The sequence below is a fragment of the Silvania hatchlandensis genome, assembly GCF_025564065.1.
GTDB classification, from domain to species: Bacteria; Pseudomonadota; Gammaproteobacteria; order Enterobacterales; family Enterobacteriaceae; genus Enterobacter; species Enterobacter hatchlandensis.
Genome location: NZ_JAMGZK010000036.1, coordinates 25,002 through 43,601 on the forward strand (window position 1 = coordinate 25,002; position 18,600 = coordinate 43,601).

An 18,600-nucleotide genomic window follows, 5' to 3' on the forward strand; every position below is an offset into this window, starting at 1 on the left:
GAGGCGTGTATGGAAAAAACAGCGGCGCTCGCCAGCGATATTCTTGCCGGTATCGGCGGAGAGCACAATATTCTGCGTCTGGAAAACTGCATGACGCGGGTGCGGGTGGAAGTTCAGAATGACGACATGCTCGATCTGACGCGGCTCAAAAAGCTGCCCGGGATCAGCGGCTATGTTAAGCAGGGTGCGCAGCACCAGCTGATTGTCGGCCCCGGCAAAGCCGCGCAGGTGGTGGACGCCATGCGCTCGCTGATGGGTGGCGCGGTGGTTGATGACGCCGAACGTACGAAAGCGCAGGCGAAGGCCAAATATAAAGCCCCGATGAGCGACGCGCTGCGCCAGCTGGCGAACGTTTTCATACCGCTGATCCCGGCCTTTATCGCCTCGGGGCTTATCACCGGCATCATCAACATTCTTAAACGCCCGGACATCGTCGGCGACTTTGCGACCCACTATCCAAACCTGCTGGGGATCCTCGGCATTTTCGGTAGCGCGGTGTTTGCCATCATGAACATTCTGGTGGGGGTCAACACTGCCAAAGTGTTTGGTGGCTCGCAGGCGTTAGGCGGGGTAATGGCGGGGATCCTGTCCAGCCCGCAGCTGGCACAAATCACCCTCTTTGGTGAAGCCCTGCAGCCGGGACGCGGCGGGGTGATCGCCGTCCTGCTGGTGGTGGTGCTGATGTGCTGGATCGAGAAAAAGCTACGCAATGCCCTGCCGGGCTCGCTGGAGCTGATCCTCAATCCGCTGCTGACCACCTTAATTACCGGCAGCGTGGCGATCGTTGCCCTGCAGCCGCTGGGCGGCGTGATCTCTGAATCCATCGCCCACGGTGCCTCCTGGGCTATCGATCGCGGCGGCTTCCTCGTGGGGGCAGTGCTGTCGGGGACCTTCCTGCCGCTGGTATTGACCGGATTACACCAGGGCCTGGTGCCGATCCACGTGGAGCTGGTGCAGGCGCACGGCTACAACGCGCTGCTGCCGATCCTGTCGATGGCGGGCGTCGGTCAGGTCGGGGCGGCCATTGCGGTGCTGATGAAAACCCGCAATCAACGTCTGAAAAAAGTGATCAAAGGCGCGCTGCCGGTGGGTCTGCTGGGAATTGGCGAGCCGTTGATCTTTGGCGTTACGCTGCCGCTGGGCAAGCCTTTTATCGGTGCCTGTCTGGGCGGCGCGGTCGGCGGGGCACTGATCAGCTACTGGAAAGTGGCGACGGTGATCACCTTCGGGATTTCCGGTTTGCCACTGGCATTAACCATCGTGACCGGAAAAGTCATGCTCTATCTGTTAGGCTATTTAGTAGCGGTTATCGCCGGGTTCCTGTTTACCTGGCTGTTGGGGTTCAACGATCCAGAGGAGTAAGATTTGGTTAATCATGCGCGTCGCGTTGTCTTTTTTGACCTGGACGGAACGCTGCATCAGCAGGATATGTTCGGCACCTTTATGCGCTACTTACTGCGCCGACAGCCCTTAAATGTGCTGCTTGTGTTGCCACTCCTGCCGATTGTAGGCGTTGCGCTGCTGATCAAAGGGCGCGCCGCCCGCTGGCCAATGAGCCTACTGCTGTGGGGATGTACTTTTGGCCACAGCGAGGCGCGGCTCAAGCAACTTGAGCAGGATTTTGCCCTCTGGTTTCGCGGGCACGTTACCGCGTTTCCGGTAGTGCAGGACCGGCTGACCAACTACCTGAACGCCAGCGATGCCGACATCTGGCTGATTACCGGTTCGCCGCAGTCGCTGGTGGAGCAGGTCTACTTCGATACCCCGTGGCTACCGCGGGTCAATCTTATCGCGACCCAGATGGGGCGCGCATATGGTGGGTGGGTGCTGACCCTGCGCTGCCTTGGGCACGAGAAAGTGGTGCAGCTGGAGAAGCAAATCGGTACCCCGCTGCGCCTCTACAGCGGCTACAGCGACAGCAAGCAGGACAACCCGCTGCTCTACTTCTGCCAGCACCGCTGGCGCGTCACGCCGCTTGGCGAACTTCAGCAACTGGAATGATTTTGTGATTATGTATAGCGGGTGTGTATAATGCGCCCGCTTTTCAGACTGGAGTAATCACCGTTGTCCGACCTCGAACACAATCATGAATACTGGATGCACCACGCACTCCAGCTTGCCAGACGCGCCTGGGAAGAGGGCGAAGTGCCCGTTGGCGCCGTGCTGGTACACAATAATCAGGTGATTGGCGAAGGCTGGAACCGCCCGATTGGCCGTCACGATCCCACCGCTCACGCCGAAATCATGGCCCTGCGCCAGGGTGGGTTGGTGCTGCAAAACTACCGCCTGCTGGATACCACGCTGTATGTCACCCTCGAGCCCTGCGTCATGTGTTCCGGCGCGATGGTCCACAGCCGGATCGGTACGCTGGTGTTCGGGGCGCGGGATGAAAAAACCGGGGCGGCAGGCTCGCTACTGGACGTGCTCAGACATCCCGGTATGAATCACCAGGTGAATGTTATTGGGGAAGTACTGGCGCCAGCATGTTCGGTGATGCTAAGTGACTTCTTTCGAATGCGGCGTCAGCAGAAAAAGCAACAAAAGGCAGGATTGGCGTTATCGGGCGAGTAAGTTCATTCGGCGTCACCACCGGATAACTTTGCGCCAGCTGCTCTGCCGCCATCGCCTCTTTCTCTTTCTCCATCAGATAGCCGACCAGGCTTATCTGATATTTGCGGATATTTTCCACGTAGGCGTAAGCTTCGTGACCGCGCGCGTAGCCGTAGGTCAGCTTGTTGTACCACGGCTTCTGGCTCAGCAGCGGCAGGCGCTGTTTGACATCTGACCAGCTGTCGGGGTTGCCTTTGGTCTTAGCCGTCAGGGCGCGGGCGTCGATCATGTGGGCATAGCCCATGTTATACGCCGCCAGTGCAAACCAGATCCGCTCCTCTTCCGGCACCGTCTCCGGCACCTTATCCATCATGTCCTGCAGATAGCGCGCGCCGCCGCTGATGCTCTGTTCCGCATCGGTACGGTCGGTCAGGCCAAGGCTCTGGGCGGTGTTTTTGGTCAACATCATCAGACCGCGCACGCCGGTAGGCGAGGTGGCCTGCGCATCCCAGTGGGATTCCTGATACGAGATAGCCGCCAGTAACCGCCAGTCAATTTCCTGAGCGTATTTTTCAAACAGCGGCTGCAGGTCCGGCAGGACGTTATCCACCGCCCGTAAGAAGCTGCGGGTGTCGACATAATCAAAGTCACCGCCGTGACCGAGATACTTCTCCTCCAGCCGCGCCAGGGTGCCGTCTTCATTCATGCCGTTAAAGAAATCGAGAATCGCCGCGGACAGGGTCTGGTCGTCATCCAGTCGGCTGAACCAGGTCACCGGCTGCTCGTCGGTGACATCCAGCGCCACCGCCAGCTCCGGGTGGACGCGCTGATACAGGCTGATGGCGACCGAGTCGGCAATGGTATAAAGCAGCTTGCCATCCTTAACCTGCTCCAGCAGCTCTGTGGTGCCCAGCTTCTCATCGACCGTCCAGCCAAGGTTTGGGTACTTTTTCTCTTTCAGCGCGCGCAGGTCATCGATAACCACGTGTCCTGGGGCGACGGTGAGCTGTTCTGCGTTGAGGCCGGTAAGCGAGCGCGGGCGCAGCTTGCCCACGCGATAGACCAGCTGCTGCGAAACGGAGTAATAGGTCGGACCCGGCTGATAGTTTTTGCTGCGCTCGCTGTTATAAACCAGACCGGCGGCCAGCATGTCGGCCTCGTCATGATCCAGGTCGTCAAACAGCTGGCTGATGTTCTGGCGCACCGTGATTTTGAGTTTTACGCCCAGGTAGTCAGCAAACTGCTGCGCCAGTTCGTAATCCAGCCCAATTACTTTGTCGTTGATGGCGGTATAGGTCAGCGGCGAGGAGATCGTACTGACGCGCAGCTCCCCCCGCGCCTGGATGGCGGCGATGCGGTTGTCGGCTTTGCCGAACCAGGGTATGGAAGGCCATAGTGCCGCTGCCAGTAGCAGGGTCACGATGCCAATAAACAAATAATTAATCTTTAATTTTTTCAATAAGTTAATTCTATGTGCTGGGTGTTATGTCGGTCTGTAGTGGCCATAGTAAAAACAAGTATTGCCAAAGATTTCGCGGCATTTTGCGCAAAGTTACGCCACTTGGCAACTTATTAGCGGGAATCGCCATACCGATGGCTAAATAACCGCGTCGATTTTATTACGACGCAAACGGTTTCGTCGGCGCTCAGGATCCACTATAATAGCGCCCGTTTTCCCCCCTTGCGCACACTGTAAGCGCCCCGGCGCTTCGAAGACGAGAGACTTATGATGGAAATTCTGCGTGGTTCGCCTGCACTGTCTGCCTTCCGTATCAACAAACTGCTGGCACGTTTCCAGGCGGCCGACCTTCCGGTAAGCAATATTTACGCTGAGTATGTCCATTTTGCTGACCTGAACGCTCCCTTAACGGCAGAGGAGCTGACCCGCCTTGAACGCCTGCTGAAATACGGCCCAAGCCTGAGCAGCCATACGCCGAACGGTAAACTCCTGCTGGTCACGCCTCGCCCGGGCACCATCTCCCCCTGGTCTTCTAAAGCAACCGACATCGCCCACAACTGCGGCCTGAGCCAGGTAAGCCGTCTTGAGCGCGGCGTAGCGTATTACGTTGAAGCCTCTACCCTGACTGACGCACAGTGGGCGGTCGTGGCGACCGAACTGCACGATCGCATGATGGAGAGCGTGTTTGCCTCTCTGGACGACGCGCAGAAGCTGTTCTCTCACCACCAGCCTGCGCCAGTACAGAGCGTGGATCTGCTGGGTGAGGGCCGTCAGGCGCTGATCGACGCCAACCTGCGTTTAGGTCTCGCGCTGGCAGAGGATGAAATTGATTACCTGCAGGACGCGTTTGTTAAGCTCAACCGCAATCCGAACGACATCGAACTGTATATGTTCGCGCAGGCTAACTCTGAACACTGCCGCCACAAGATTTTTAATGCCGACTGGATTATCGACGGCGAGCAACAGCCAAAGTCGCTGTTCAAAATGATCAAGAACACCATGGAACAGACCCCTGACCACGTGCTGTCTGCTTATAAAGACAACGCTGCGGTGATGGAAGGTTCCGAGGTGGGCCGCTTCTTCGCCGATCGCGAAGCAGGGCGCTATGACTTCCATCAGGAAGCCGCGCACATTCTGATGAAGGTTGAAACCCATAACCACCCGACGGCGATCTCCCCATGGCCGGGCGCGGCGACCGGTTCTGGCGGTGAAATTCGTGACGAAGGCGCCACCGGCCGTGGCGCTAAGCCAAAAGCGGGTCTGGTGGGCTTCTCGGTCTCTAACCTGCGTATCCCGGGCTTTGAACAGCCGTGGGAAGAAGATTTCGGCAAGCCGGAGCGCATTGTTACCGCACTCGACATCATGACCGACGGCCCGCTGGGCGGCGCGGCATTCAACAATGAATTTGGTCGTCCGGCGCTGAACGGCTACTTCCGTACCTATGAAGAGAAAGTTGAGAGCCATAACGGCGAAGAGCTGCGCGGCTACCACAAGCCGATCATGCTGGCAGGCGGGATCGGCAACATCCGCGCCGATCACGTGCAGAAAGGCGAGATCGTCGTAGGCGCGAAGCTGATCGTCCTCGGCGGTCCGGCGATGAATATCGGTCTGGGCGGCGGGGCGGCGTCGTCGATGGCCTCGGGCCAGTCTGACGCCGACCTTGATTTTGCCTCGGTCCAGCGCGACAACCCGGAGATGGAACGCCGCTGCCAGGAAGTGATTGACCGCTGCTGGCAGCTGGGTGAAGCCAACCCGATCCTGTTTATTCATGACGTCGGCGCGGGTGGCCTGTCTAACGCCATGCCGGAGCTGGTGAGCGATGGCAACCGCGGTGGCCGCTTCAACCTGCGTGATATCCTCAGCGATGAACCAGGCATGAGCCCGCTGGAGATCTGGTGTAACGAATCCCAGGAGCGCTACGTGCTGGCCGTTGCCCCGGATCAACTCCCGCTGTTTGATGAGCTGTGCCGCCGCGAGCGCGCGCCGTACGCGGTGATCGGTGAAGCCACCGAAGAGATGCACCTCTCTTTAAGCGACACCCATTTTGACAACCAGCCGATTGACCTGCCGCTGGACGTGCTGCTGGGCAAAACGCCGAAGATGACCCGCGACGTACAAACCCGTAAAGCCAGTGGTAAAGCTCTCGATCTGCAGGGCGTCACTGTCGCCGATGCCGTCAACCGCGTATTGCATCTGCCGGCCGTCGCGGAGAAAACCTTCCTTGTTACCATTGGCGACCGTACCGTGACCGGCATGGTTGCGCGCGATCAGATGGTTGGCCCGTGGCAGGTACCCGTAGCAAACTGCGCGGTGACCACCGCCAGCCTCGACAGTTACTACGGTGAAGCGATGGCGCTGGGCGAACGCTCCCCGGTTGCGCTGCTGGACTTTGCGGCCTCGGCCCGTCTGGCGGTCGGTGAAGCGCTGACCAACATTGCCGCCACCCAGATTGGCGACATCAAACGTATCAAGCTCTCGGCAAACTGGATGGCCGCAGCCGGTCACCCGGGCGAAGACGCCGGGCTGTATGAAGCGGTGAAAGCGGTGGGCGAAGAGCTCTGTCCGGCGTTGGGTCTGACCATTCCGGTGGGCAAAGACTCCATGTCGATGAAAACCCGCTGGCAGGAAGGTAACGAGCAGCGCGAGATGACCTCTCCGCTGTCGCTGGTGATCACCGCCTTTGCCCGCGTGGAAGATGTGCGTCACACCATCACCCCGCAGCTCTCTACTGAAGACAACGCCCTGCTGCTGATTGATCTGGGCAAAGGGCATAACGCGCTGGGCGCAACCGCGCTGGCGCAGGTTTACCGTCAACTCGGCGACACCGCGGCGGATGTGCGCGACGTGGCGCAGCTGAAAGGCTTCTACGATGCCATTCAGGCGCTGGTGGCAGCGGGCAAACTGCTGGCCTATCACGACCGTTCCGACGGCGGCCTGCTGGTGACCCTGGCAGAGATGGCCTTTACCGGCCACTGCGGCGTGGAAGCCAACATCGCCACGCTGGGCGACGATCGTCTGGCGGCGCTGTTTAACGAAGAGCTGGGTGCGGTGATTCAGGTGCGTGCGGCCGACCGCGAGGCGGTTGAAGCCCTGCTGGCGCAACACGGCCTTGGCGACTGCGTGCACTATCTGGGTAAAGCGGTGACCGGGGATCGTTTTGTTATCGAATCCAACGGTCAGGCTGTGTTTGCCGAAAGCCGCGCCACGCTGCGCATGTGGTGGGCAGAAACCACCTGGCAGATGCAGCGTCTGCGTGATAACCCGGCGTGTGCCGATCAGGAGCACGAGGCGAAAGCCAACGATAACGATCCGGGTCTGAACGTGAAGCTTTCGTTCGACATCAACGAAGACATTGCCGCGCCGTACATCGCGAAGGGTGCGCGTCCGAAAGTGGCGGTCCTGCGCGAGCAGGGCGTTAACTCCCACGTGGAGATGGCGGCTGCCTTCCACCGCGCGGGCTTCGACGCTATCGACGTTCACATGAGCGATCTGCTGGCTGGACGTACCGGTCTGGAGAGCTTCCAGGCGCTGGTGGCGTGCGGCGGGTTCTCTTACGGGGACGTGCTGGGCGCGGGCGAGGGCTGGGCGAAGTCGATTCTCTTCAACGACCGCGTGCGTGATGAGTTCGAAACCTTCTTCCACCGTCCGCAGACCCTGGCACTGGGCGTTTGTAACGGCTGCCAGATGATGTCGAACCTGCGCGAGCTGATCCCAGGCAGTGAAGCCTGGCCGCGCTTTGTGCGTAACCAGTCCGACCGCTTTGAAGCGCGTTTCAGCCTGGTTGAAGTCACGCAAAGCCCGTCTCTGCTGCTTCAGGGGATGGTGGGCTCACAGATGCCAATCGCTGTTTCCCACGGTGAAGGGCAGGTTGAAGTGCGTAACGCCGCGCATCTGGCGGAGCTGGAGAGCAAAGGTCTGGTGGCGCTGCGCTTTGTTGATAACTTCGGCAAAGTGACGCAAACGTACCCGGCTAACCCGAACGGCTCGGCCAACGGCATTACCGCGGTGACCAGCGAAAGCGGTCGCGTAACGGTGATGATGCCGCACCCTGAGCGCGTGTTCCGTACCGTCAGCAACTCCTGGCACCCGGAAAACTGGGGCGAGGATAGCCCGTGGATGCGTATCTTCCGCAACGCACGTAAGCAGTTGGGGTAAGCGTTATGTTGCCGTCGTAGTGCCGGGCGGCACTACGACGGTGTCGCATATTTACGACAACCCCTGTAATACGATGTCGCCAAATGGCGACATTTAAGTTATTGATTTATATGATAGTGGTGATAAGCCCGTCAGGGTGTTGCTAATTAACGACAGATCGTGCGAAAAGCGTACCGCGAGATAATCACAATCATTTCATTAAATGTCCTTATGTTTCATATAATTAAAATTTATATTTGCATTGTGGCATATCTGTTGCATAATAATACCCAGTGGCTCATTCACCCTCTTATGTCAGCCCCTTCGGGACGCGCTACATAAACTTCGAATGACGCACAAAAAGGTGCCTGCCGTCCAACTACTGATAATTGCATTGCTTTATCAGACCTCCGGGCGAAACGTCGAGTTAGGCACCGCCTCATTTCACAACAAAGCCGGGTTTTAACCCGGCTTTGTTGTATCTAACCTATTGTCCAGTTAGCATCTTCCTACACTCCCCCTGCGACAGAGAGTCACGCGTTGAAACGCTGGTCAGTTTTCCCTCGCTCGTTACGACAGTTAGTCATGATGGCTTTCCTGCTGATCCTGCTCCCGCTGCTGGTGCTGGCGTGGCAGGCCTGGCAAAGCCTGAACGCGCTCAGCGCCCAGGCGGCGCTTACCAACCGCACCACGCTGATAGATGCCCGGCGCAGCGAAGCGATGACCAATGCAGCGCTGGAGATGGAGCGCAGCTACCGCCAGTACTGCGTGCTCGACGACCGGACGCTGGAGCGGGTGTATCAGAACCAGCGCAAGCGCTACAGCGAAATGCTCGATGCGCACGCGGGCGTGCTGCCGGACGATAAGCTCTATCAGGCCCTGCGCCAGGATATTAATGCCCTGGCGCAGCTGCAGTGTCATAACAGCGGCCCCGATGCTCAGGCGGCGTTGCGGCTGGAATCCTTCGCCAACGCCAATACCGAGATGGTGCAGACTACCCGGTCGGTGATCTTCTCCCGCGGGCAGCAACTCCAGCAGGAGATTGCCGAGCGCGGCCAGTTCTTCGGCTGGCAGGCGCTGGTGCTTTTTCTGGTCAGCCTGGGGTTAGTTCTGCTGTTTACCCGCATGATCATCGGCCCGGTGAAGGGCATCGAGCGGATGATTAACCGGCTGGGGGAGGGACGAACGCTTGGCAATACCGTCGCCTTCACCGGACCGCGCGAGCTGCGCTCGGTCGGGCAGCGTATCATCTGGCTCTCCGAGCGGCTGGCGTGGCTGGAGTCCCAGCGCCACCAGTTCCTGCGCCACATCTCCCATGAACTCAAAACGCCTCTTGCCAGCATGCGCGAGGGCACCGAACTGTTGGCCGACCAGGTCGCCGGCCCGCTGACTACGGAACAGCGGGAGATAGTCGACATCCTTGATGCCAGCAGCCGTAACCTGCAAAAATTGATTGAACAACTGCTCGACTACAACCGTAAACTGGCTGACGGGGCACCCGAGCTGGAGACGGTAGAGCTTGCGCCGCTGGTGGATATGGTGCTCTCCGCCCACAGCCTGCCTGCACGCGCTAAAATGATGCATACTGAACTCACGCTTGCGGCGCCCGTCTGTTTTGCCGAGCCAATGCTGCTGATGAGCGTGCTGGATAATCTTTATTCCAATGCGGTGCACTATGGTATTGAATCCGGTACCATTTATATTCGCAGTTTTACGCAAGGCTCGCGGGTCTGTATTGATGTCGCCAACACCGGAAGCCCGATCCCGAACGACGAAAAAGCGATGATCTTCGAACCTTTTTTCCAGGGGAGTCATCAACGAAAAGGGGCGGTTAAGGGGAGTGGTCTGGGGCTGAGTATTGCCCGCGACTGCATCCGCCGTATGCAGGGAGAGCTAAATCTTGTCACTGACGACCGTACCGATGTCTGTTTTCGCATCGAACTGCCGCTTGAGTCGGAAAAATCACTAAAATGAATCTAAGTCTGGTGAGTATGTCACACGTCTTTTCCCGCGCCATTAACGCGGTGTTTTCCGCAAAAAAAATTCGCTTATCCCTCTCCTGCCTTTTGCTCGCGGGATGCGTCTCGCATGCCCCGACCAGCGCTATCAGCGATAAGCAGGATGAAAAATTACCCGATCATCAGCTGGCGGACTTCCTTGCGACCGACTGCAATAATATCTGGCAGCTGCAGGGGCATGAAACCGAGAGCAACCCGCTTTACTGGCTGCGCGGTATGGATTGTGCCGAACGTCTGGCACCTGCCGCCGCTCGCGCAGAGGCGCGTCATTGGACGGATGACATCTGGCAGGCGCGCTTTAAGCGGGGTATTTTGCTGGCGAATGCCAAAATTAACCCGGTGGAGCGGCGACTGCTGACCACCCGCCTCGATGCCCTGAGCGCGCAAATTCCCGCCCAGGTACGCCCGCTGTATCAGCTGTGGCGCGACGGGCAAGTGTCACAACTACAGCTGGCAGAGGAGCGCTCCCGCTACGGCAAGCTGCAGCAGTCTGCCGATGCCCAGCTCGATACCCTGCGCCTGCAGCAGCAGTATTTGCGCTCGCAGCTTGATACCACTACCCGGAAGCTGGAGAACCTGACTGATATCGAACGCCAGCTCTCAACCCGCAAGCCAGCGAGTAATTATCTGCCGGATGCGCCAAAAAGCGCCGCAGCACCGGCAAAAGCTGATGCCGCGCCAGCGGAGCCGGACAGCGCTCCCGCGAAACCAGAGGACGTGAAGCCATGACAACCCGCAAACCTGCGCACCTTTTGCTGGTGGATGATGACCCCGGCTTGCTGAAACTGCTGGGCATGCGCCTGGTGAGTGAGGGCTACAGCGTGGTCACCGCTGAAAGCGGCCAGGAAGGGCTGAAAGTGCTGGGGCGCGAGAAAGTCGACCTGGTGATAAGCGATCTGCGGATGGACGAAATGGACGGCATGCAGCTGTTTGCCGAGATCCAGAAACTGCAGCCGGGGATGCCGGTGATCATTCTCACCGCCCACGGCTCAATCCCGGATGCGGTGGCGGCCACCCAGCAGGGCGTATTCAGCTTCCTCACCAAACCGGTGGACAAAGACGCGCTGTACAAGGCGATCGATAACGCCCTTGAGCACGCCGCGCCCTCCAGCGACGACCAGTGGCGAGAAGCGATAGTCACCCGCAGCCCAATCATGCTACGTCTGCTGGAGCAGGCCAGAATGGTGGCGCAGTCTGACGTCAGCGTGCTGATTAACGGCCACAGCGGCACCGGGAAAGAGATCCTCGCTCAGGCCATTCACAACGCCAGCCCGCGCGGCAAAAAAGCCTTTATCGCCATTAACTGCGGGGCATTGCCGGAACAGCTGCTGGAGTCCGAGCTGTTTGGTCACGCGCGCGGGGCCTTCACCGGGGCGGTCAGCAGCCGGGAAGGGCTGTTCCAGGCGGCGGAAGGCGGCACATTATTCCTCGATGAAATTGGTGATATGCCTGCTGCCCTGCAGGTCAAACTGCTGCGTGTCCTCCAGGAGCGTAAGGTCAGGCCGCTGGGCAGCAACCGCGATATCGACATCAACGTGCGTATTATTTCCGCCACCCACCGGGATCTGCCGAAGGCGATGGCGCGCAACGAATTTCGCGAAGACCTGTTCTATCGTCTGAACGTTGTTAACCTCAAAATTCCGGCGCTGGCGGAACGTGCCGAAGATATCCCTCTGCTGGCGACCCAGCTGCTGCGCCAGTCCGCCGAGCGGCATAAGCCCTTTGTGCGGGCATTCTCCACCGATGCGATGAAGCGTCTGATGACCGCCAGCTGGCCCGGTAACGTGCGTCAGCTGGTGAACGTGATTGAGCAGTGCGTGGCGCTGACCTCTTCGCCGGTAATCAGCGACGCGCTGGTGGAACAGGCGCTGGAGGGTGAAAACACCGCCTTACCGACCTTCGCTGAAGCGCGTAACCAGTTTGAACTCAACTATCTGCGCAAGCTTTTGCAGATCACCAAAGGCAACGTCACCCACGCCGCGCGGATGGCCGGACGCAACCGCACCGAGTTTTATAAACTGCTGTCGCGCCACGAGCTGGAAGCAAACGACTTCAAAGAGTGATACCGTAAAATCCGATTGATATGCTACTGTGAGCAATCGATTACGAGGCTGCAGACAGGCAAGAAGGACCCCCATGAAAAAGATTGATGCGATTATTAAACCTTTCAAACTGGATGATGTACGCGAAGCGCTGGCAGAAGTCGGCATCACCGGGATGACGGTGACGGAAGTGAAAGGCTTTGGTCGTCAGAAGGGCCACACGGAGCTGTACCGTGGCGCGGAATACATGGTCGACTTCCTGCCGAAAGTGAAAATTGAGATCGTGGTGTCGGACGACATCGTGGATACCTGTGTGGACACCATTATCCGTACCGCGCAGACCGGCAAAATCGGTGACGGCAAAATCTTCGTCTTTGACGTCGCGCGCGTGATCCGTATCCGTACCGGTGAAGAAGACGACGAAGCGATTTAATCCCTGCGCCGCCGGACAAAAAAAGCCCCTCGTCTGAGGGGCTTTTTGCATTACAGCACCTTATGCGGGCCGAAGCATTCGTAGTGAATGTTGTCTTTATTCGCACCCAGTTCAATCAACTGCTGAGCGGCAAACTGCATAAACGCCACCGGGCCACAAACGTAGAACTGCATCTTCGCTGCGCTAAGCTGCTCTTTATACTGCGCTAAATCCATCAGACCTTCGCTGCCAAACAGGGCCTGGGCACGGTCGTTGTCGCTCGGCAGACGATACCAGGTGTGAGCGTGAAAGTCCGTCAGCGCGGCGGCAACGGTTTTCACTTCGTCGTCAAAGGCATGCACTTCACCGTTTTCCGCCGCGTGGAACCAGTTCACCTGTGCGCCGTGCGCAGATTTCGCCAGCGTGTCCAGCATTGCCAGCATTGGGGTCTGGCCCACGCCTGCGGAGATCAGCGTCACCGGGGTACTGGCATCCACCGCCATAAAGAAGTCGCCCGCTGGCGCGGCAAGGTGCACCACGTCACCGACGTTGGCGCTGTTATGCAGCCAGGTTGAGACCTGACCGCCGTCCTCGCGCTTCACCGCGATACGGTAGCCTTTGCCATTCGGCTTGCGGGTCAGGGAGTACTGACGAATTTCCTGATGTGGGAAGCCTTCCGGCTTCAGCCACACGCCGAGATACTGGCCAGGCTGATAGTCAGCAACCGGCTTACCGTCGACGGGCTCAAATTCAAAGCTGGTGATAAGCTGGCTGCGCGGCGTTTTTTCCACGATGCGGAAGGTGCGGGTGCCTTCCCAGCCGCCGGTTTTATCGGCATTTTCGCTGTAAATCTGCGCTTCACGGTTGATAAACACATTCGCCAGCACGCCGTAGGCTTTGCCCCACGCGTCCAGCACCTCCTGACCCGGGCTGAACATCTCGTCCAGCGTCGCCAGCAGGTGGCCGCCGACAATATTGTACTGTTCAGGTTGGATCTGGAAGCTGGTGTGCTTCTGGGCAATTTTTTCCACCGCGGGCAGCAGGACCGCCAGGTTTTCGATGTTGCTGGCGTAAGCGGCGATGGCGTTGAACAACGCTTCGCGCTGATCGCCGTTACGCTGGTTGCTCATGTTGAAAATCTCTTTGAGCTCCGGATTGTGCGTGAACATGCGATCGTAAAAATGGGCGGTGAGTTTAGGACCCGTTTCAACCAGCAGGGGAATGGTGGCTTTAACCGTAGCGATGGTTTGGGCGTCTAACATAGCAGCTTCCTTTAGATGTTATTTTAAAGTGTATTTTAAATGCATCTTATAAAAAATAACCCTGCGTTGTAAATGGTTCTTTGTAACATGAATTATTTGCATCACAAACCTGAAAAGAAATCCGTTGTAAAATCGGCAGATCTTTATTCCTCAAACCCTTGCGCTACGGGTAGGTAAACGTTTGCGTAAAATCGTTTGTCAAGACCTGTTATCACTGTGCTAATCAGTTATACTGTTGCCCGTCGTCCAACTGGACTGCCTTTTTCAGGGCAAAAATTTACTTGTTAGCTGAGTCAGGAGATGCGGATGTTAAAGCGTGAAATGAACATTGCCGATTATGATGCCGAACTGTGGCAGGCTATGGAGCAGGAAAAAGTACGTCAGGAAGAGCACATCGAACTGATCGCCTCCGAAAACTACACCAGCCCGCGCGTGATGCAGGCGCAGGGTTCTCAGCTGACCAACAAATACGCTGAAGGTTACCCGGGCAAGCGCTACTACGGCGGTTGCGAGTACGTCGATATCGTTGAGCAACTGGCGATTGACCGTGCAAAAGCGCTGTTTGGCGCGGATTACGCTAACGTGCAGCCGCACTCCGGTTCTCAGGCTAACTTCGCGGTTTACACCGCGCTGCTGCAGCCGGGCGATACCGTTCTGGGTATGAACCTGGCGCAAGGCGGTCACCTGACTCACGGCTCCCCGGTGAACTTCTCCGGCAAGCTGTACAACATCATCCCTTACGGTATTGATGAGTCCGGTAAGATTGACTACGAAGACATGGCTAAGCAGGCTCAGACCCACAAACCGAAGATGATCATCGGCGGCTTCTCTGCTTATTCCGGCGTCGTTGACTGGGCAAAAATGCGTGAAATCGCAGACAGCATCGGTGCCTACCTGTTCGTTGATATGGCGCACGTTGCCGGTCTGATTGCAGCAGACGTATACCCGAACCCGGTTCCACATGCGCACGTTGTGACCACCACCACCCACAAAACCCTGGCGGGTCCACGCGGTGGCCTGATCCTGGCGAAAGGCGGTGACGAAGATCTGTATAAGAAACTGAACTCTGCGGTGTTCCCAAGCGCGCAGGGCGGCCCGCTGATGCACGTTATCGCCGCGAAAGCCGTAGCGCTGAAAGAAGCGATGGAGCCAGAGTTCAAAGTTTACCAGCAGCAGGTTGCTAAAAACGCCAAAGCGATGGTTGAAGTATTCCTGAACCGTGGCTACAAAGTGGTGTCTGGCGGCACGGAGAACCACCTGTTCCTGCTGGACCTGGTTGATAAAAACCTGACCGGTAAAGAAGCTGATGCTGCCCTGGGCCGCGCCAACATCACCGTGAACAAAAACAGCGTGCCAAACGATCCGAAGAGCCCGTTTGTGACCTCCGGTATCCGTATCGGCTCCCCAGCTGTGACGCGCCGTGGCTTTAAAGAAGCGGAAGTCAAAGAGCTGGCTGGCTGGATGTGTGATGTGCTGGACAACATCAACGACGAAGCGGTTATCGAACGCGTGAAGGGCAAAGTGCTGGATATCTGCGCACGCTTCCCGGTTTACGCATAATTCTGCCCGGCAGAATGAAAAAGGCCGCGCAAGCGGCCTTTGTTTTATCTAGCGTCGGTCGATGGAAATCGCCCCCGGCCCGGTGACGGCCAGTAACAGAAACGCCCCCGCAATACTGATATTCTTATAGAAGTTAATCATGTTCGGCATCACCGCATCACCACTCATATCCCAGTACGGGTGACCAATCACCGCCGTGCCCAGCGTATAAAAGACAAACAGCACCGCCAGCGGACGGGTGAAAAAGCCCAGCACGATCAGAATAGCGGCGGGGACTTCCATAATCACCGCAATAATGGCGGCCAGCATCGGCATGGGCGCACCCAGCTTCGCCATGTACTGCACCGTGCCGTCAAAGCCGGTCATTTTGGGCAGGCCGAAGATAATAAACAGCGCCACAATGGCGATACGGGCAATCAACAGGATCAGCGGGCGGGACTGGCCGAAATCGAAATAGCGTAGTGCGTTCATGACGGTATGACCTTTTTAAGCTGTGTCACTTAACCCTAATACAGTTTTTCAGCCCTCGCCATGAGCCATCCGGCTCTGTTTTTTGTTAATCGAAGGTTAATTTATAGCAGGCTATCGACTTGCTTAATTGTCGCTTTCTCGCCAGACTAGCGCCTCCAAAACGGGAGGGATTCATGGTTTTGCATTCCACACGCTGGCTGGCGCTCAGCTACTTTACCTATTTTTTCAGCTACGGTATTTTTCTGCCTTTCTGGAGCGTCTGGCTTGCGGGAATCGGCCTCACCCCAGAGATGATTGGCATTTTGCTGGGCTCCGGCCTGGTGGCGCGTTTTCTCGGTAGCCTGCTGATTGCCCCGCGCGTCAGCGACCCTGCGTTACTGATCAAAGCCGTGCGCGTGCTGGCGCTGTTAACGCTGGTGTTTGCGGCGGGCTTCTGGGTCAGCCAGCAGTTTGCCTGGCTGGTGGTGGTGATGGTCGGGTTTAACCTCTTTTTCTCGCCGCTGGTCCCGCTGACCGATGCGCTGGCTAACACCTGGCAAAAGCAGATCACCATGGACTATGGCCGGGTGCGGCTGTGGGGCTCGATTGCCTTTGTGATTGGCTCGGCGCTGGTGGGCAAGCTGGTGAGCCTGTACGACTATCAGGCTATTCTGGCGCTGCTGAGCGTGGGGCTGGTGTCGATGCTGCTGGGGATGCTGCTGCGGCCAACGGTGATGCCGCAAGGCGAGAGTCGTCAGCAGGAGAGCGCAGGCTGGCCAGCCTGGCGCGCGCTGGTGTCGCAGAGCTGGCGTTTTCTCGCCTGCGTCTGCCTGCTGCAGGGGGCACATGCTGCCTACTATGGCTTTAGCGCCATCTACTGGCAGGGCGTGGGTTATTCAGCATCGGCGGTGGGCTATCTGTGGTCGCTCGGCGTGGTGGCGGAAGTGATTATTTTTGCCCTCAGCAACCGCTTGTTCCGCCGCTTTAGCGCCCGGGATCTGCTCCTGCTGTCTGCCGTCTGCGGCGTGCTGCGTTGGGGGATCATGGGCTGGACGCATGAATTGCCGTGGCTGATTGTCGCGCAAATCCTGCACTGCGGCACCTTTACGGTGTGCCATCTGGCGGCGATGCGCTATATCTCCGCGCGGGAAGGCAGCGACGTGATCCGCCTGCAGGCGGTCTACTCGGCGGTAGCGATGGGCGGCAGCATTGCGATCATGACCGTTTTTGCGGGCTTCCTGTACCAGCATCTCGGTCATGGTGTCTTCTGGGTGATGGCGTTGGTGGCGCTGCCCGCGATGCTGTTGCGTCCGCGGGTCGCGGCGCGCTAAGACTCCAGCATCACGCGAATATGTTCCTGCTGCTGCGCATTCAGGGTCTCAACGGCATGAATGAGCGGCGGCGAGAACAGCGGCAGGGCAGTGGCGTAGGGAGTGATCACCAGCGCGGCCTCGCGCGGTGCGCCCTCCTTCTGGAAGGTCTGCAACGTCACATAGCGAATGTTCAGCGGCAGCAGGGTCAACTCCCGCAGCTGCTGTTCGATCAGATCTTCACAGGCTTTATCCCCCCCGGTCAGTAACACCACCTGCTTTTCATGCAGATCGTTCTCCTGCATCAGCCACGCGCCAAAGATAACGGCCACCAGGCTCGACTCCTCTTCGGAAAAACGCAGGCCAAATTCCGCCTCCAGCTCAAACATCACCTCTCGGGTGGTGCGCATCAGCCGCGGGTAAAGGCGGTTGATCTCCTCCGGCAGGCTGTTGTCGATGCCAATGCCAAACAGGGAGCGATCCAGCGCCTGGGCCAGATGAATATACAGCTGGTCGGTCAGCCCTTGCTCGTCGCTGAAATGCATCCCGGTTTGTCCGCGAAAGCGGACGATCATCCGGGTGATGGCGCGGCGCAGGCGTTCATCCTGCTGATGGGCGTCGCGTACGGGGTCGGGCGTGCGCAGCATCATAAACAGCAGGGTGAGAAACGGTTGTTCATCAACGTGGGGGAGGGGGACCACGCGGCGCTGCCAGTGGCGCACGATCTCCTGCGCCATCAGATATTCACCGCGCGATTCGGTCCAGCTGCGCTGCACCGGCGAAAACTGCGGGGTCTGGCCCAGATGGTGCTGGAGCAGGCAGTACTGCAAATAGAGCTGCAAAAACTGCACGTCGCGGCACTCAAACTGACGCTGCAGACGACGGGCGCAGAAATTGATTAGCGCCCGTAGGTTGGTATCGTCATATAAGGTTCGCGCAATGCCGAGTTGCTTTAGCGTGGTCTTCAGAGATGGGGTAAACTGCTGCGCGACAAAGTGGGGGCACAGGCGTAAAGCCCGGCGCAGCCAGTGCAACAGGCATAAGCGTTGGTCGAGGTGGGTGCCTTCAATCCGGTAGCTGCCATCAGGGTGCGCCGCAATGTCGAGCCGGTGATAGCGCTGGATCTCGATGCGCGTCTCGGCGATGTCCTGCCGGGTCAGGGGACCATCGACCCCATTGATGTCACCGATGCGTTGCACGGTGGCGCTGAAGCCCGGAATATAGAGCATCAACAGAACCTGGCAGCGACGCTGCGAACTGGAAAGTGCAGATGGCATTTCGAGAGTCATCATCATCTGTCGGGTTCCAGTGAGTGTGTCTGATAAGAATAGCTAAAGGATGCCCGCCAGAAAGCGCATCGAAGGGTCTTTCCTTCAGGAATGCTGGCGAACATCACAGAATTT

General features: G+C 58.1%; 14 protein-coding genes. 10 read left to right on the forward strand and 4 right to left on the reverse strand.

Annotated elements, in window-relative coordinates; translation table 11 throughout:
• Positions 1–9: 9 nt before the first annotated feature.
• The 3 genes from M8014_RS02500 to tadA all read left to right on the forward strand — a co-directional run bounded on the left by M8014_RS02500 (position 10) and on the right by tadA (position 2,571).
• Positions 10–1,362: a PTS transporter subunit EIIC gene (locus tag M8014_RS02500; protein ID WP_271280977.1), complete on the forward strand. Its 1,353-nt coding sequence runs from the start codon at positions 10–12 to the stop codon at positions 1,360–1,362.
• Positions 1,363–1,365: 3 nt separating this feature from the next.
• Positions 1,366–2,001, forward strand: coding sequence for a phosphatidylglycerophosphatase C (gene yfhb, locus M8014_RS02505; protein ID WP_271280978.1), 636 nt, complete (start codon positions 1,366–1,368; stop codon positions 1,999–2,001).
• A gap of 63 nt (positions 2,002–2,064) precedes the next feature.
• Positions 2,065–2,571 carry a tRNA adenosine(34) deaminase TadA gene (gene tadA, locus M8014_RS02510; RefSeq protein WP_271280979.1) on the forward strand — a complete coding sequence of 169 codons (507 nt, stop codon included), beginning with the start codon at positions 2,065–2,067 and terminating at the stop codon, positions 2,569–2,571.
• On the opposite strand, the gene mltF is transcribed toward tadA, so the two are convergent.
• Positions 2,459–4,009, reverse strand: coding sequence for a membrane-bound lytic murein transglycosylase MltF (gene mltF, locus M8014_RS02515; protein ID WP_271280980.1), 1,551 nt, complete (start codon positions 4,007–4,009; stop codon positions 2,459–2,461). The two genes, tadA and mltF, sit on opposite strands and share 113 nt — an antisense overlap.
• A 267-nt stretch (positions 4,010–4,276) precedes the next feature.
• On the opposite strand from mltF, the gene purL reads away from it, so the two are divergent.
• From purL to glnB, 5 genes are all read left to right on the forward strand, one after another.
• Positions 4,277–8,164, forward strand: coding sequence for a phosphoribosylformylglycinamidine synthase (purL, locus tag M8014_RS02520; protein WP_271280981.1), 3,888 nt, complete (start codon positions 4,277–4,279; stop codon positions 8,162–8,164).
• A gap of 519 nt (positions 8,165–8,683) precedes the next feature.
• Positions 8,684–10,117: a two component system sensor histidine kinase QseE/GlrK gene (gene qseE, locus M8014_RS02525; protein WP_271280982.1), complete on the forward strand. Its 1,434-nt coding sequence runs from the start codon at positions 8,684–8,686 to the stop codon at positions 10,115–10,117.
• Entirely contained in the window at positions 10,114–10,890 is a 777-nt protein-coding gene (gene qseG / locus M8014_RS02530) for a two-component system QseEF-associated lipoprotein QseG (RefSeq protein ID WP_271280983.1), read from the forward strand. Before qseE ends, qseG begins: the two co-directional genes overlap by 4 nt.
• Positions 10,887–12,224 (forward strand): two-component system response regulator GlrR, encoded by a 1,338-nt coding sequence (gene glrR / locus M8014_RS02535; protein WP_271280984.1) that lies wholly within the window; start codon positions 10,887–10,889, stop codon positions 12,222–12,224. The genes qseG and glrR overlap by 4 nt, the downstream gene beginning before the upstream one ends.
• Positions 12,225–12,297: 73 nt before the next feature.
• A complete protein-coding gene (gene glnB, locus M8014_RS02540; RefSeq protein ID WP_271269055.1) occupies positions 12,298–12,636 on the forward strand; it encodes a nitrogen regulatory protein P-II in 339 nt (112 codons plus the stop codon).
• A gap of 50 nt (positions 12,637–12,686) precedes the next feature.
• Here the strand turns inward: glnB and hmpA are convergent, their stop codons facing one another.
• Positions 12,687–13,877, reverse strand: a complete 1,191-nt coding sequence (hmpA, locus tag M8014_RS02545; RefSeq protein ID WP_271280985.1) for an NO-inducible flavohemoprotein — start codon at positions 13,875–13,877, stop codon at positions 12,687–12,689.
• A gap of 306 nt (positions 13,878–14,183) precedes the next feature.
• Here hmpA and glyA point away from each other — a divergent pair, with 306 nt between their 5' ends.
• Positions 14,184–15,437 carry a serine hydroxymethyltransferase gene (gene glyA / locus M8014_RS02550; protein ID WP_271280986.1) on the forward strand — a complete coding sequence of 418 codons (1,254 nt, stop codon included), beginning with the start codon at positions 14,184–14,186 and terminating at the stop codon, positions 15,435–15,437.
• Between the two features lie 48 nt (positions 15,438–15,485).
• Here glyA and M8014_RS02555 read toward each other — a convergent pair whose 3' ends face one another.
• Positions 15,486–15,908: a DoxX family protein gene (locus M8014_RS02555; protein WP_271280987.1), complete on the reverse strand. Its 423-nt coding sequence runs from the start codon at positions 15,906–15,908 to the stop codon at positions 15,486–15,488.
• A gap of 173 nt (positions 15,909–16,081) precedes the next feature.
• Between M8014_RS02555 and M8014_RS02560 the strand changes: the two genes are divergently transcribed.
• Positions 16,082–17,218 (forward strand): 3-phenylpropionate MFS transporter, encoded by a 1,137-nt coding sequence (locus M8014_RS02560; RefSeq protein ID WP_271280988.1) that lies wholly within the window; start codon positions 16,082–16,084, stop codon positions 17,216–17,218.
• Here M8014_RS02560 and csiE read toward each other — a convergent pair.
• Positions 17,215–18,492 carry a stationary phase inducible protein CsiE gene (csiE, locus tag M8014_RS02565; RefSeq protein WP_271280989.1) on the reverse strand — a complete coding sequence of 426 codons (1,278 nt, stop codon included), beginning with the start codon at positions 18,490–18,492 and terminating at the stop codon, positions 17,215–17,217. The two genes, M8014_RS02560 and csiE, sit on opposite strands and share 4 nt — an antisense overlap.
• Positions 18,493–18,600: the final 108 nt, after the last annotated feature.

Coding starts and splice junctions, on each gene's coding strand:
- M8014_RS02500 (WP_271280977.1), top strand. CDS start 10: ATGGAAAAAACAGCGGCGCTCGCCAGCGATATTCTTGCCGGTATCGGC.
- purL (WP_271280981.1), top strand. CDS start 4,277: ATGATGGAAATTCTGCGTGGTTCGCCTGCACTGTCTGCCTTCCGTATC.
- qseG (WP_271280983.1), top strand. CDS start 10,114: ATGAATCTAAGTCTGGTGAGTATGTCACACGTCTTTTCCCGCGCCATT.
- glrR (WP_271280984.1), top strand. CDS start 10,887: ATGACAACCCGCAAACCTGCGCACCTTTTGCTGGTGGATGATGACCCC.
- glnB (WP_271269055.1), top strand. CDS start 12,298: ATGAAAAAGATTGATGCGATTATTAAACCTTTCAAACTGGATGATGTA.
- hmpA (WP_271280985.1), bottom strand. CDS start 13,877: ATGTTAGACGCCCAAACCATCGCTACGGTTAAAGCCACCATTCCCCTG.
- glyA (WP_271280986.1), top strand. CDS start 14,184: ATGTTAAAGCGTGAAATGAACATTGCCGATTATGATGCCGAACTGTGG.
- M8014_RS02555 (WP_271280987.1), bottom strand. CDS start 15,908: ATGAACGCACTACGCTATTTCGATTTCGGCCAGTCCCGCCCGCTGATC.
- M8014_RS02560 (WP_271280988.1), top strand. CDS start 16,082: ATGGTTTTGCATTCCACACGCTGGCTGGCGCTCAGCTACTTTACCTAT.
- csiE (WP_271280989.1), bottom strand. CDS start 18,492: ATGATGATGACTCTCGAAATGCCATCTGCACTTTCCAGTTCGCAGCGT.